Here is a 12,585-nt window from a genome sequence, read left to right on the forward strand (position 1 = left end):
TCACACTCACACCTTTACCTCGGCCGCAAATGATCGTTTAGCGGACATCACACGCGCAACGTCCTTGACGTTGCTGCAAAAACTCGGAAGGGTTAAGTGCTGCATGCGTATATCTGGGGCGCATGTGAACCGGGGGGCTCCAGCTCAGCCGCCCCGCCGCCGTGGCCCCGTGCGCTGCTCCATTGACGATCAGCTACTGGGGGTAGCAGGCAGATGACCAAGAAGACGCGGATCCGCGTGGCGCGGGTGGCCGCCGGTATGGTGATAGCCGCCGGTGCGACGCTGACCACCGCGGGTGCCGCTTCGGCGCTCGGGTTCACGGTCGGCGCGGGTGTGGACGACAACGGCGTCAGCGTCGGTGTCGCCGTCAACCCCGACGACCCGACCGACCCGGCTCCCAGCGACCCGGTCACCATCATTCCGACGAGCCCGGGCCCGACCGCTTCGGCGACTCCGACGGCTCCGTCCACCTCGGCGGTGCCGACCTCTCCGGGCAAGCCGACGGGTCAGCCGACCGGCTCGGCCCAGCCCACCGGCGAGCCGACCGGGCCGACAGGCGGCCCGACGGACAACCCGAGCAGCAGCGCGGGCGGCGGCGGTGACAACACCATCCCGGACGGTGGCAACGGCCCGGTCCAGCAGGGCAAGGGCTCCTCGGGTCTGACCGACACCGGTTCGGACAGCGGAACCTCGGCACAGGGCAACGGCGGCAAGCAGCTCGCCGAGACGGGTGCGGGCCAGACCGCGTTCCTGCTGGTCGGCGCGGCCACGATGATCGCGGGCGGTATCGGCTTCCGTGTGCTGCCGCGCCTCGTGAACGGCCGCGGCGGAGCCGCTGCCTGATCGTCGGGCTCGACGGGCTCACCGGCCCGTCCATGTCCGCAGCCGCGGACAACGGCGGACAAGGTGACCGTGTGAAACCGTGAGAAGGGCCCGGGGCGTCAGCCGCCCCGGGCCCTTCTCGTACGTACGTGCTGTTCCCCTGCCGTTCCCGTGTGCCCCGCGGCGTCCTCGCCGTCCCGCGGTGCCGAGGCGCCCCCGTGGCGTCTCGGTGCCGTCCTAGGCGGCCTGGTGCGCCAGCAGCGCCGCGGCGGCGATCAGTACCGCCAGGAGCACGATCAGTGCCGTCGGGTTCAGTCCCGACCAGGGATTCTCCTGCTGGAGCCGCTCTCGGCTGGCACGGCAGACCGGGCAACGGCCCTCGCTGACGGGCGCCGCACAGTTCGCGCACACCAATCGGTCGTACGTCATGTGCCTCGCCCTCCTTGTGCCGCTTACACGAACACAACGTTTCCGGGAACGCAACCGTTCCCCACTCCACTGTGCCAGGTTCCATGGATTTCGGCGCGTGGCCCCGGAGGACCGGGGTCGGGGCCGTTCCCACCGGGGTGATTCCGTTGATTTTGGGTGTTCCGGGCGTGTGTGCCCGGAACTTCTCCGGCTGTCCCGACTGTGCGTGTGCCGTCTCGCGATGGTGAGTAAAGCAACGGCCGACAAAACCGCACAACTCCCGCGCAACCACCATCGGCGACTGCGCTCACACACTCGCTTCGCGTATGGTCACGGACACCTACTCCAACGGCCCGTGGTGCACCTGTGATCCGATTCGACAACGTCTCCAAGGTCTACCCCAAGCAGAGCCGCCCCGCCCTCAGGGATGTCTCCCTCGAGGTGGAGAAGGGCGAGTTCATCTTCCTTGTGGGGTCGTCCGGCTCCGGAAAGTCCACCTTCCTGCGGCTGATCCTGCGCGAGGAGCGCGCCAGTCACGGCCAGGTGCACGTCCTGGGCAAGGACCTCGCCCGCCTCTCCAACTGGAAGGTGCCGCACATGCGCCGCCAGCTGGGGACGGTGTTCCAGGACTTCCGGCTCCTGCCCAACAAGACGGTCGCCGAGAACGTGGCCTTCGCACAGGAGGTGATCGGCAAGTCACGCGGCGAGATCCGCAAGTCCGTGCCCCAGGTGCTCGACCTCGTCGGGCTCGGCGGCAAGGAGGACCGGATGCCCGGCGAGCTGTCCGGCGGTGAGCAGCAGCGAGTCGCCATCGCGCGGGCCTTCGTCAACCGGCCCAAGCTGCTGATCGCCGACGAGCCCACCGGCAACCTCGACCCGCAGACCTCCGTCGGCATCATGAAGCTGCTCGACCGGATCAACCGGACGGGCACGACCGTGGTGATGGCCACCCACGACCAGAACATCGTGGACCAGATGCGCAAGCGCGTCATCGAGCTGGAGAAGGGCCGCCTCGTCCGCGACCAGGCGCGCGGCGTCTACGGCTACCAGCACTGAGTTCCACGGAAAGGCTTGAGCAGACGCCATGCGCGCCCAGTTCGTTCTGTCGGAGATCGGTGTCGGTCTCCGCCGCAATCTGACGATGACCTTCGCGGTGATCGTCTCGGTCGCCCTCTCCCTCGCCCTGTTCGGCGGTTCGCTCCTCATGAGCGACCAGGTGAACCAGATGAAGGGCTACTGGTACGACAAGGTCAACGTCTCGATCTTCCTCTGCAACAAGAGCGACGCGCAGTCCGACCCCAACTGCTCCAAGGGCGCGGTCACCGATGAGCAGAAGAAGCAGATCATGGACGACCTCAACAAGATGTCGGTGGTCCAGAAGATCACGTACGAGTCGCAGGACGAGGCCTACAAGCACTACAAGGAGCAGTTCGGCGACTCCCCGCTGGCCAGTTCGCTCACGCCGGACCAGATGCAGGAGTCGTACCGCATCAAGCTCAAGAACCCGGAGCAGTACCAGGTCATCGCGAGCGCCTTCAACGGCCGCGACGGTGTGCAGTCGGTGCAGGACCAGAAGGGCATTCTCGACAACCTCTTCGGGCTCCTCAACGGCATGAACTGGGCCGCCCGCATGGTCATGGCGATGATGCTGGTCGTCGCGCTGATGCTGATCGTCAACACGGTGCGCGTCTCCGCGTTCAGCCGTCGTCGTGAGACCGGGATCATGCGTCTAGTGGGAGCCTCCGGCTTCTACATCCAGGCGCCGTTCATCGCGGAGGCCGCGGTCGCCGGCCTCATCGGTGGCACGGTCGCGTGCGGATTCCTGCTGGTCGCCCGGTACTTCATCATCGACCACGGTCTCGATCTGGCCCACAAGCTCACCCTGATCAACTTCATCGGCTGGGACTCCGTCCTGACCAAGCTGCCGCTGATACTGGCCACGAGCCTGCTGATGCCTTCTCTTGCCGCGTTCTTCGCGTTGCGCAAGTACCTGAAGGTGTGACGCATGCCAATGGGGGCGTACGGGCAACTTCCCGTGCGCCCCTTCGCGTTGTCCTAGACTCACCGGCATGTCAGGCCGTGTCCCGTTCGGTCAGCCCCGTCGCATCCGCCACGGGGCGGCCCTGACGTTGGTTTTCGCAAGCGTCCTCGTCGCGGGCGCCGCGACCGGCTCGTTCGACGGGGCGGTGCGTGACTCCGCCGCTGCCGCGCCGGTGGACCGGCCGGGCGAGCATGACGAGGACGTCGCGAAGGCCGCCGCGAAGGCGATGGCCGACGGCAAGTCCCCCATGGAGGCCGCCGAACGGGCCGTCAGCCGCAGCGGCGACCGCTGGAGCGCGGTCTACTCCCAGGGCGAGTTCCAGGAGTTCCAGGAGGCCCTGGACGGCCAGTACACCGGAGTCGGACTGTCCGCCCGGCGTGAGCGCGACGGCCGGATCGAGGTGACCCGGGTGCAGCCCGGCTCACCCGCCTCCGCAGCCGGGATCCGCACGGGCGACCGGCTGCGCAGCGTCGACGGCGAGGACGTCGACGGCAGGCCGGTCACCGAGGTCGTCTCATTACTGCGCGGCGACGCCGACGACGCACCGGCCGGCACCCGGGTCCGGCTCGGTATCCAGCGCGGCTCGCGCACCTGGGACCGGGTGGTGCGCAGGGCAAGGCTGTCCACCGACTCGGTCACCGTGCGGCGGCTCACCGGACGTGTCCTCGTCATCAGGATCGCCGCCTTCACCAGGGGGGCCGGCGACGTCGTACGCCACGCCGTGGACACGGCGCCCCGGGACGCCGGGATCATCCTCGATCTGCGCGGCAACTCCGGCGGTCTGGTCACCGAGGCGGTCACGGCCGCGTCGGCGTTCCTCGACGGGGGCCTCGTGGCGACGTACGACGTCAAGGGCGATCAGCGCGCGCTGCACGCCGAACCCGGCGGCGACACCACCAGACCCCTGGTCGCGCTCGTGGACGGCGGGACGATGAGCGCGGCCGAGCTGCTCACCGGCGCCCTGCAGGACCGCGGCAGAGCCGTCGTCGTCGGCAGCCGCACCTTCGGCAAGGGCTCGGTCCAGATGCCGAGCCGGCTGCCCGACGGCTCAGTGGCGGAGCTGACCGTGGGGCACTACCGCACCCCGTCGGGCCGCGGTGTCGACGGCCGCGGTATCACCCCCGACCTGGAGGCCGACGGGGACGCCCTGAAGCGTGCCGAGACGGTGCTCAGCGGTCTGGGCGAGCCCGGGCGACGCTGAGTGACACACCCGCACTACCGGTAATCCGCTTCCCTCGGGACCCCCGCGTGGTGCGAAAATGGGCCGCACTATGGCTAAGGAAAAAGGGCGCAAGCTGATCGCGCAGAACAAGAAGGCGCGGCACGACTACCACATCCTCGACACATACGAGGCCGGTCTCGTCCTCATGGGGACCGAGGTGAAGTCACTGCGCTTGGGGAGGGCCTCGCTGGTCGACGGCTTCGTACAGCTCGACGGACACGAGGCGTGGCTGCACAACGTGCACGTGCCGGAGTACAGCCAGGGCACCTGGACCAACCACAGCGCCCGCCGCAAGCGGAAGCTGCTTCTGCACCGGACCGAGATCGACAAGCTCGAGTCCAAGTCGCAGGAGACCGGTCACACGATCGTGCCCCTCTCCCTGTACTTCAAGGACGGCCGCGCGAAGGTCGAGATCGCGCTGGCGAAGGGCAAGAAGGAGTACGACAAGCGGCAGACGCTCCGCGAGAAGCAGGACCGCCGCGAGGCGGACCGGGCGATCTCCGCGGCGCGCCGCAAGCAGCGGGCCTGACAGGGCGACGCCGTGACGCCCTGATGCCGCGACCCTGGGAATGCGCTGGCGACCGGCCGCGTTGGTCACGTACGATGGCAGCGCACCTCACAGAGGGTGCGGGTCCCTCCTCGGAGGGGCCGGGCATTGAAAAAACAACATGGGGATGATCGGTTTCGACAGCGGCTGTCGAAGCAGGGGAAGCGTGTCGAGGAAGCGGCCATGATCTCGTAAACCACAGGCCGAAACCAATAATCGCCAACACCAAGCGCGATTCCTTCGCCCTCGCTGCCTAAGTAGCGACTTGCGAAGTGTCAGCCCGGGGCTGTTCCCGACCCGGATCCTGGCATCAGCTAGGGGACTAAACCTTGATCCCGGTCACGGGGTGAAGAGGGAAACCAAACAGTGACTGAGCCCGTCGGAGACTTGTTCGCGTGATCTCCGGGGCTGAGAAAAGCGCAGCGAACTGCACACGGAGAAGCCCTGATTCCGCACCGTTGGACGCGGGTTCGATTCCCGCCATCTCCACGTACCCCATGTGGGCAAGGCCCCGCTGCTTCCTGGCAGCGGGGCCTTTGTCATTGCCGTCCAAGGGTGTGCACGGGCGTGCGGACCGGGATGGTCATGATCGGGCAAGGAAGGTCATGATCCGGTCAACCTCGCGGCGCCTCATGGTGCCGCCCTCGCTGGATCTTCACAGGTGGAGCACGGTTCTTGCGCCGCTCCTCCATGGCCGCGGCAGGCAGTCGATTTCCGGCCATGCGCCAGCCGGATCTTGCCAGGGGCTCGCTTGACATGTCTATGGTGTCCGCCGCGCCCCGGGTGGATCCGGCCCCCGGCCCCGCGTTCCCACGCATTACCTCTCTCGCTCTGCGGATCCGGGCAAGAGGCCGGACGACCGACCGGCCGACCGCGTACGCCGCACGGCGAACCGACCACGCAAAGGACTCACACACCTGTGTTGTTGCGCCTCCTCCGCTTCCTCCCCCCGCTGCCCCGCGAGATCTCCTACGCCGTCGTCGGGGTGCTGTTCGGGCTGCTGCTGGCCGTGCACGGAGCCCTGGAGGGCTATAGGGAGACGACCGGCGTCGCCGGAAGCGTTCGGGTCGCCGACTGCACCCCTGCCTCGGGCGGCTGGGACGAACTGTGGGCGGACGGCTGGGCCTGCCGCGGTTCGTTCGACTCCGCCGACGGCACGGTGCACATCGCCGGCGTCGCCGTCGACGGAATCCTCGAGTCCCACCCCGGCGCCACCCTCGCCGCCGTCGTCGACGGCCCCGGCGCCGCCACCGCGACCCAGGACAGCTCCGGCAAATGGAAGTGGCCGGCCCTCACCGGCCTCGTCTTCCTCGTCTTCGCGGCCTGGAAGATCCGGAACGTCGTGGTCATGCTGCGCGGGCGCCGCATCGCCCGGAACATGGAGTTGGCGGCCTGACCGCCGGACGGACGGCTGACGGAGGGCCGTGGGAGGGACCCATCTCCTACGCGCTGGAAGCGTACGTGCCGGCCGAGGAGCAGGGCCGTGCGACGGCGGAGCCGAGAGCGATCAGCAGGGCGAGTGCGGCGGCGGCCGGTGGTACGAGGAAGCCCAGGGCCGGGGGCAGGTGCTCCACCACCCAGCCGCCGGTGGCCGAGCCGCAGGCGATGCCGGCCAGCAGACCGGTGACCGCGAGGGTCATGCCCTCGTTCATCCGGCCCTCGGGGCTGCGCCGCTGGACGAGCGTCATCGCCGTGACCATCGTGGGCGCGGTGGCCGTGCCCGCGAGGAACAGAGCCACGGCGAGCGCGGCGAGCGATCCTGTGGTGCGAGCCGCGAATAGTGGCAGGGCCATGACAGTAGCCATCGCGGCGAGACACCAGGGATAGCGGCGCTCGGCGGTCCCGGCAGGCTTCAGCGCTCCGTACAGCAGACCGGCGGCACACGACCCCGCCGCCTGGAGTGCCAGGACGGCGCCCGCGAGCGATCTTTGGCCCTGCGCGTCCGCGAAGGCGATCGTGACGATCTCCATCGAACCGAAGACCGCCCCCGTGGCGGCGAGCCCGAGCAGAAGCGGAGGCATACCGGGGGCGCGCAGCGGTGAGGTGGTCCGGGCGCCCCGGCTCGGCGGCGGCTCCGTCGCTCGCTGTGCCGTGAACAGGACCGTGCCCGAGATCAGCAGGACGGAGCCGGTCAGCGTGCCCGCCTCCGGGAAGAGGGACCCGCACAGGAGGGCGGCGAGCGCCGGGCCGAGCATGAAGCACAGCTCGTCGGCGGCCTGCTCGAAGGAGTTCGCCGTGTGGAGGGAGGCGGGATCGCCGCGGAAGAGACGGGTCCAGCGGGCGCGGGACATGCCGCCGGTATTGGGCGTGGTGGCCGTGGCGGCGTAGGCGGCGAAGAGAGTCCAGTCCGGTGCGCCGTAGTGCACGCACAGGAGCAGCGCCACCCCGCCGAGCGCGGCGACCGCCGTCGCGGGCCGGGCGATCAAGGCCTGGCCGTGCCGGTCGATGAGGCGCGCCGTCCAGGGCGAGACGGCGCCCGTCGCGGCGAGCCCCGTGGCGACGACGGCTCCGGCGAGCGCGTACGAGCCACGGGAACCGGCGATCATCAGCATCGCGCTGACGCCGAACATGCCCGCGGGAAGACGGGCCATGAGGCTGCCCAGCGTGAAGGCGAGAGTGCCGGGGCGGGCGAACAGACGCCGGTAGGGGTTGCGTGACGGCGTCTTCCGTTTCCTGCGGGGGCCGAAGTCGACGGCGACCAGGGTGTCCTGGGTGAGAGTGAGGAACAAGGGGGATCTGCGGTCGGATGGTTGTTGCGGCATGGATCAACCGTCGCCCGGCCGGTGACCCGTGGTCCAACACTTACTCCATGGCGATTGACGCACCCGGGTTGTAAGTTCGCCGGATGTCCACCGGTACGGTCGAGCCCCGTCTGCTGCGCTCCTTCCTCGCTGTCGCCGAGGAACTGCACTTCACCCGGGCCGCGGCCCGCCTCTATGTCGCCCAGCAGGTGCTCAGCCGCGACATCCAGCGGCTGGAGCGGGAACTGGGCTGCGACCTGTTCGTACGCACCACCCGGCAGGTGACGCTGACCCCGGACGGCACCCGCCTGCTGCCATACGCACGCCGGGTGCTGGAGGCGCACAGCGTGCTGCTCTCCGCGTTCGGGCGGGGCGGCGAGCCCGGACGGCCGCTGCTCGTGGACGTCAACAGCCCCGGACTGTTCGGCACCCGCGTCCTCGACCGCGCCCGCACCTTCGTACCCGAGCTGGAGTTGATGGCGCGTTACGAGAGCGGGCTGACCGGGGCCGCCGCCGAGATCACCGCCGGACGGCTGGATGTGTCGTTCGGCCGGTTCGCGGGACTGGACCCGGCGGTCCGGGCGCGGCTGGAGCAGCAGCCGGTGCGGTACGAGCGGATGGCGATCGTCCTGCCCGAGAGTCACCGCCTGGCGCCGCTGGCCGAGATACCGCTGTCCGAACTGGCGGGCGAGACCGTGTACGCGGGCGCCGGGAACGAGCGGAGCGCGGAGTGGACCGACCTCGGCCGCCGCCTCTTCGAGGACCGTGGGGTGCGCATCGCACCGCCCGTGCCGCTCGCCGTGGGAGCGGAGGAGTTCCAGCGGATCATGGAGAAGCAGGGGAACCCGATCCTGGCGGTGGTGGACTTCCCGCCCATGCCGCGCACGGTGCTGCGCCCTCTGGTCGATCCGGTCCCGCTGTCCCCCGTGTCGCTGGTGTGGGGGAAGGGACGGTCCCACCCCGGCATCGACGCGCTGCGCCGGGCGGCGGCCGAACTGACGTGCGAGGAAGGGTGGCTGAGCGCGACCGAAGGCGCCTGGCTCCCCGGGCCGGACGCGCTGGTGATGTCGGCCGTGTGACTCCGGCACGCGAACCAGGTCCCTCACCGCGCCCCCCGCCACCGAGTGAGAGCAACGTTCCCTTCCGGTCACCCATGGCCACAGGGGCGGAAACGCGTCGTTCCTACCTTCGGGGCTCATCACCGACGTACGACACCTGGGCACCGGAGACCGTGGAGGCGCCATGACAGCCCCGAGCACAGCCGCCGCACCGAGCAGGCGGGGCCGCTGGATCGAGCAGTGGGACCCGGAGGACGAGACCTTCTGGAAGGAGACCGGGGAGAAGACCGCCCGCCGCAACCTCGTCCTGTCCGTCCTCGCGGAGCACATCGGGTTCTCGGTCTGGACGCTGTGGTCCGTGCTGGTGCTCTTCATGGGACCCGCGTACGGACTGACCCCCGCGGACAAGTTCCTGCTCACCTCGATGGTCACGCTCGTCGGCGCCGTAGTCCGCGTGCCCTACACCTTCGCGGTCGCCGTGTTCGGGGGACGGAACTGGACCGTCGTCTCGGCCGGTCTGCTGCTGGTCCCGACGATCGCCGCGTTCGTCGTCATGCGGCCGGGCACCTCCTTCTCCACCTTCCTGTGGGTGGGGCTGCTCGCCGGGATCGGGGGCGGCAACTTCGCCTCCTCCATGACCAACATCAACGCCTTCTTCCCGCTGCGGAAGAAGGGGTGGGCGCTCGGGATCAACGCGGGCGGCGGCAACATCGGAGTCCCGGTGATCCAGCTCGTGGCGCTCGCGATCATCGGCGCGGGCGGCGGGCCGAGGCTGCTGCTCGCCCTCTACATCCCGCTCATCGTCGTCGCCGCCGTCCTCGCCGCCGTGTTCATGGACAACATCGCCTCCGTGCGCAGCGACACCGGTGCCGCCAGGGACGCCGCGAAGGACGCCCACACCTGGATCATGGCCTTCCTCTACATCGGCACCTTCGGGTCCTTCATCGGCTACAGCTTCGCGTTCGGGCAGGTGCTCCAGAGCGAGTTCGGCCGTACGCCCCTCCAGGCCGCGTCCCTCACCTTCATCGGCCCGCTGCTCGGCTCCCTCGTCCGTCCCGTCGGAGGGCGGCTCGCCGACCGGTACGGCGGAGCGCGGATCACCCTGTGGAACTTCGCCGGGATGGCCGCGGCCACCGCCGTGCTGATCGTGGCCGGCCTGGAGGGGGAGCTGCCGCTGTTCATCGCCGTCTTCGTGGTGCTGTTCGTGCTCAGCGGGCTCGGCAACGGGTCGACGTACAAGATGATCCCGGGGATCTTCCAGGCCAAGGCCGTCGCCAAGGGGCTGCGCGGCGAGGAGGCGGCGGCGAACGGCAGGCGGCTGTCCGGAGCCGCCATGGGGCTCATCGGGGCCGTGGGCGCGCTCGGCGGGGTCGCGATCAACCTCGCCTTCCGGCAGTCCTTCCTCTCCTACGGCTCCGGCACGGGGGCGTTCGTGGCCTTCCTCGTCTTCTACGGTGCGGCGTTCGCGGTCACCCGGGCCGTATACCTTCGCCGCCCGGCTGCCGAGGCCACCACGGCGGAGGTGACTCCCCAGCCTGGTTACGCCCAGGTGTGATGCCGCACCCCTGCGGGTGAATCGGTAACACCGACGACATGACGCCGAACCGAGCCTGTCACGCGCTGTTGGCAGGCTCGATGAGCACGGAGCCACGACACGCAGGCCGCAGACCGCGGGCCGGACCGAGTGCGGGTCGAATCGAGTGCGGAACGAGAGCCATGGACGACAACCAGCAGCGACCACAAGACGGCCCGCTCGCGGGGTTCACCGTGGGCGTGACGGCCGCACGGCGGGCCGATGAGCTGTGCGCCTTGCTGAGGCGGCGCGGGGCGGCCGTGCTGCACGCCCCCGCCCTGCGGATCGTGCCGCTCGCCGATGACGCAGAACTGCTCGCCACCACGCGGGAGTTGATCGAGCTGGCGCCGGACATCGTGGTCGCGACCACCGCGATCGGCTTCCGCGGCTGGATCGAGGCCGCCGAGGGCTGGGGGCTCGGCGAGGATCTGCTGGACCGGCTGCGGGGGGCGCGGCTGCTGGCACGCGGACCCAAAGTCAAGGGCGCGATGCGGGCCGCCGGGCTGACCGAGGAGTGGTCGCCCGGGTCCGAGTCGCTGGCCGAGGTCCAGGAGCGCCTTCTGGCCGAGGGAGTCGAAGGGCGCCGTATCGCCGTCCAGCTGCACGGCGAGCCGCTGCCCGGCTTCGTCGAGGCACTGCGGGAAGGGGGCGCCGAGGTGATCGGGGTGCCGGTGTACCGGTGGATGCCGCCGCAGGACCTCGCGCCTCTCGACCGGCTGATCGACGCCGCCCTCACCCATGGCCTGGACGCGCTGGCCTTCACCAGCGCGCCCGCCGCCGCGTCGGTGCTCTCGCGCGCCGAGAAACGCGGGCTGCTGCCCGGCCTGCTGGCCGCCCTGGACCACGATGTGCTCCCCGCCTGCGTGGGTCCGGTGACCGCGCTGCCGCTCAAGGCCCGCGGCGTCGGCACCGTCCAGCCCGAGCGCTTCCGGCTCGGACCGCTCGTCCAGCTGCTGTGCCGGGAACTGCCCGGCCGGGCCCGTACGCTGCCCGTCGCCGGACACGACGTCGAGATCCGCGGGCATGCGGTACTGGTCGACGGGACGCTGCGACCCGTGCCGCCCGCCGGGATGGCCCTGCTGCGCGCGCTGTCCCGGCGCCCCGGATGGGTGGTCGCCCGGGCCGAGTTGCTGCGGGCGCTGCCGGGATCCGGGCGCGACGAGCACGCCGTGGAGACGGCCATGGCCCGGCTGCGTACGGCGCTGGGCGCGCCCAGGCTGATCCAGACGGTGGTCAAGCGCGGTTACCGCCTCGCGCTCGACCCCGCCGCGGAGTCCGCGTAACGGCGGACGAGTGAGCCGTGCCGCCGGAGGAACGCCGGGGGAGGCGGAGCGTCCGGGGCCTTCCCGGGGCGAGCGCGGGCGTGCACTGTAGAGCGAACGGGGGTACGAACCCTACGAGCCACAGAGCGCCCTTGCGCGGACAAGTCCCCTCGACGGACCCACCGGCCGCCCTCCCCGGCGGCAACTCCAAGGCGGTGACAGGCAGATGGCAACCGACGCGGCCACGGCCTCGTACGAGCTGAGGTTCGACTCCGGGCGGATCTGCCTGGACCTGCTGGCGACGACGCACCCCGAGGAACGGCTCGACTCGGTGGAACGGCTGCGGTCCTGGATCGTCGGCACGGGTCTTGTGCCCCCGGGCACCCCGCTCGCGGGAGTGGACGCGGGATGGCTCAGGGACTTCAGGGAACTGCGGCACCACCTGGGGACATTGGTGCGCGGCGCGCTGGACGGGCGGCCCGCGGACGGGGCGTCGGCCGCGTTGACGCAGATCAACGCGGTGGCGCGGCAGGCAACGCCCGTACCGTGCGCGGTCCGTACCGAGGACGGCGGGCTGATACGGCGGCTGCGCGCGCTGCCGGAGCGCGGTGAACTGCTGTCCGTGGTGGCCCGTGAGGCGATCGAGCTGCTCACGGACCCCGGGGCACGGGCGAGTCTGCGGCAGTGCGAGGGCGACAACTGCTCCCTCGTGTACCTGGACACGTCCCGGGGCCGCCGTCGCCGCTGGTGCTCGAGCGAGGTGTGCGGCAACCGGGAACGGGTGGCCCGCCACCGCCGCCGTGCCGCCCTGGCCCGCGCCTAGACGAGTCTGTCCAAATGCCTGCGGGCATGAAGAGAGGGTGTTCAAGATCCGTTTGTGACGACAGAACTGAACACCCTCGTGACCGCAC

General features: G+C 70.2%; 12 protein-coding genes and 1 other RNA gene. 11 read left to right on the forward strand and 2 right to left on the reverse strand.

Annotated elements, in window-relative coordinates; all coding sequences use genetic code 11:
* Positions 1-213 precede the first annotated feature (213 nt).
* Positions 214-843 (forward strand): hypothetical protein, encoded by a 630-nt coding sequence (locus ABZ845_RS25865; protein ID WP_360983630.1) that lies wholly within the window; start codon positions 214-216, stop codon positions 841-843.
* Positions 844-1,059: 216 nt separating this feature from the next.
* Here the strand turns inward: ABZ845_RS25865 and ABZ845_RS25870 are convergent, their stop codons facing one another.
* Positions 1,060-1,251, reverse strand: a complete 192-nt coding sequence (locus ABZ845_RS25870; RefSeq protein WP_360983633.1) for a hypothetical protein — start codon at positions 1,249-1,251, stop codon at positions 1,060-1,062.
* A 345-nt stretch (positions 1,252-1,596) separates the two neighbouring features.
* Here ABZ845_RS25870 and ftsE point away from each other — a divergent pair, with 345 nt between their 5' ends.
* The 6 genes from ftsE (at position 1,597) to ABZ845_RS25900 (ending at position 6,436) form a co-directional block, all read left to right on the forward strand.
* Positions 1,597-2,286 (forward strand): cell division ATP-binding protein FtsE, encoded by a 690-nt coding sequence (gene ftsE, locus ABZ845_RS25875; protein WP_360983636.1) that lies wholly within the window; start codon positions 1,597-1,599, stop codon positions 2,284-2,286.
* Positions 2,287-2,314: 28 nt separating this feature from the next.
* Positions 2,315-3,232 (forward strand): permease-like cell division protein FtsX, encoded by a 918-nt coding sequence (gene ftsX / locus ABZ845_RS25880; protein WP_360983639.1) that lies wholly within the window; start codon positions 2,315-2,317, stop codon positions 3,230-3,232.
* Positions 3,233-3,299: 67 nt separating this feature from the next.
* On the forward strand, positions 3,300-4,472 hold the full coding sequence (locus ABZ845_RS25885) for a S41 family peptidase (RefSeq protein WP_360983642.1): 1,173 nt from the start codon (positions 3,300-3,302) through the stop codon (positions 4,470-4,472).
* A gap of 70 nt (positions 4,473-4,542) precedes the next feature.
* Positions 4,543-5,022, forward strand: coding sequence for an SsrA-binding protein SmpB (gene smpB, locus ABZ845_RS25890; protein ID WP_360983645.1), 480 nt, complete (start codon positions 4,543-4,545; stop codon positions 5,020-5,022).
* A 141-nt stretch (positions 5,023-5,163) separates the two neighbouring features.
* Positions 5,164-5,532, forward strand: a transfer-messenger RNA (tmRNA) gene (ssrA, locus tag ABZ845_RS25895).
* Between the two features lie 427 nt (positions 5,533-5,959).
* Positions 5,960-6,436 (forward strand): hypothetical protein, encoded by a 477-nt coding sequence (locus ABZ845_RS25900; RefSeq protein ID WP_360983648.1) that lies wholly within the window; start codon positions 5,960-5,962, stop codon positions 6,434-6,436.
* 46 nt (positions 6,437-6,482) lie between these two features.
* Here the strand turns inward: ABZ845_RS25900 and ABZ845_RS25905 are convergent, their stop codons facing one another.
* Positions 6,483-7,802 (reverse strand): MFS transporter, encoded by a 1,320-nt coding sequence (locus ABZ845_RS25905; protein WP_360983651.1) that lies wholly within the window; start codon positions 7,800-7,802, stop codon positions 6,483-6,485.
* Between the two features lie 83 nt (positions 7,803-7,885).
* Between ABZ845_RS25905 and ABZ845_RS25910 the strand changes: the two genes are divergently transcribed.
* From ABZ845_RS25910 to ABZ845_RS25925, 4 genes are all read left to right on the forward strand, one after another.
* A complete protein-coding gene (locus ABZ845_RS25910) occupies positions 7,886-8,860 on the forward strand; it encodes a LysR family transcriptional regulator (RefSeq protein ID WP_360983654.1) in 975 nt (324 codons plus the stop codon).
* Positions 8,861-9,023: 163 nt separating this feature from the next.
* Entirely contained in the window at positions 9,024-10,394 is a 1,371-nt protein-coding gene (locus tag ABZ845_RS25915) for a nitrate/nitrite transporter (RefSeq protein WP_360983657.1), read from the forward strand.
* A 161-nt stretch (positions 10,395-10,555) separates the two neighbouring features.
* Positions 10,556-11,695, forward strand: coding sequence for a uroporphyrinogen-III synthase (locus tag ABZ845_RS25920; protein WP_360983660.1), 1,140 nt, complete (start codon positions 10,556-10,558; stop codon positions 11,693-11,695).
* A gap of 205 nt (positions 11,696-11,900) precedes the next feature.
* On the forward strand, positions 11,901-12,497 hold the full coding sequence (locus tag ABZ845_RS25925) for a CGNR zinc finger domain-containing protein (RefSeq protein WP_360983663.1): 597 nt from the start codon (positions 11,901-11,903) through the stop codon (positions 12,495-12,497).
* Positions 12,498-12,585: the final 88 nt, after the last annotated feature.

Origin of the sequence: Streptomyces sp. NPDC047022 (genome assembly GCF_040644155.1) — a bacterium.
GTDB lineage: Bacteria > Actinomycetota > Actinomycetes > Streptomycetales > Streptomycetaceae > Streptomyces.

What these genes read in the sequence shown, in the direction of transcription:
- ABZ845_RS25920 (WP_360983660.1), top strand. Translation starts at nt 10,556, where the DNA reads ATGGACGACAACCAGCAGCGACCACAAGACGGCCCGCTCGCGGGGTTC.
- ABZ845_RS25905 (WP_360983651.1), bottom strand. Translation starts at nt 7,802, where the DNA reads ATGCCGCAACAACCATCCGACCGCAGATCCCCCTTGTTCCTCACTCTC.
- ABZ845_RS25910 (WP_360983654.1), top strand. Translation starts at nt 7,886, where the DNA reads ATGTCCACCGGTACGGTCGAGCCCCGTCTGCTGCGCTCCTTCCTCGCT.
- ABZ845_RS25870 (WP_360983633.1), bottom strand. Translation starts at nt 1,251, where the DNA reads ATGACGTACGACCGATTGGTGTGCGCGAACTGTGCGGCGCCCGTCAGC.
- ftsX (WP_360983639.1), top strand. Translation starts at nt 2,315, where the DNA reads ATGCGCGCCCAGTTCGTTCTGTCGGAGATCGGTGTCGGTCTCCGCCGC.
- smpB (WP_360983645.1), top strand. Translation starts at nt 4,543, where the DNA reads ATGGCTAAGGAAAAAGGGCGCAAGCTGATCGCGCAGAACAAGAAGGCG.
- ABZ845_RS25865 (WP_360983630.1), top strand. Translation starts at nt 214, where the DNA reads ATGACCAAGAAGACGCGGATCCGCGTGGCGCGGGTGGCCGCCGGTATG.
- ABZ845_RS25885 (WP_360983642.1), top strand. Translation starts at nt 3,300, where the DNA reads ATGTCAGGCCGTGTCCCGTTCGGTCAGCCCCGTCGCATCCGCCACGGG.
- ABZ845_RS25915 (WP_360983657.1), top strand. Translation starts at nt 9,024, where the DNA reads ATGACAGCCCCGAGCACAGCCGCCGCACCGAGCAGGCGGGGCCGCTGG.
- ABZ845_RS25925 (WP_360983663.1), top strand. Translation starts at nt 11,901, where the DNA reads ATGGCAACCGACGCGGCCACGGCCTCGTACGAGCTGAGGTTCGACTCC.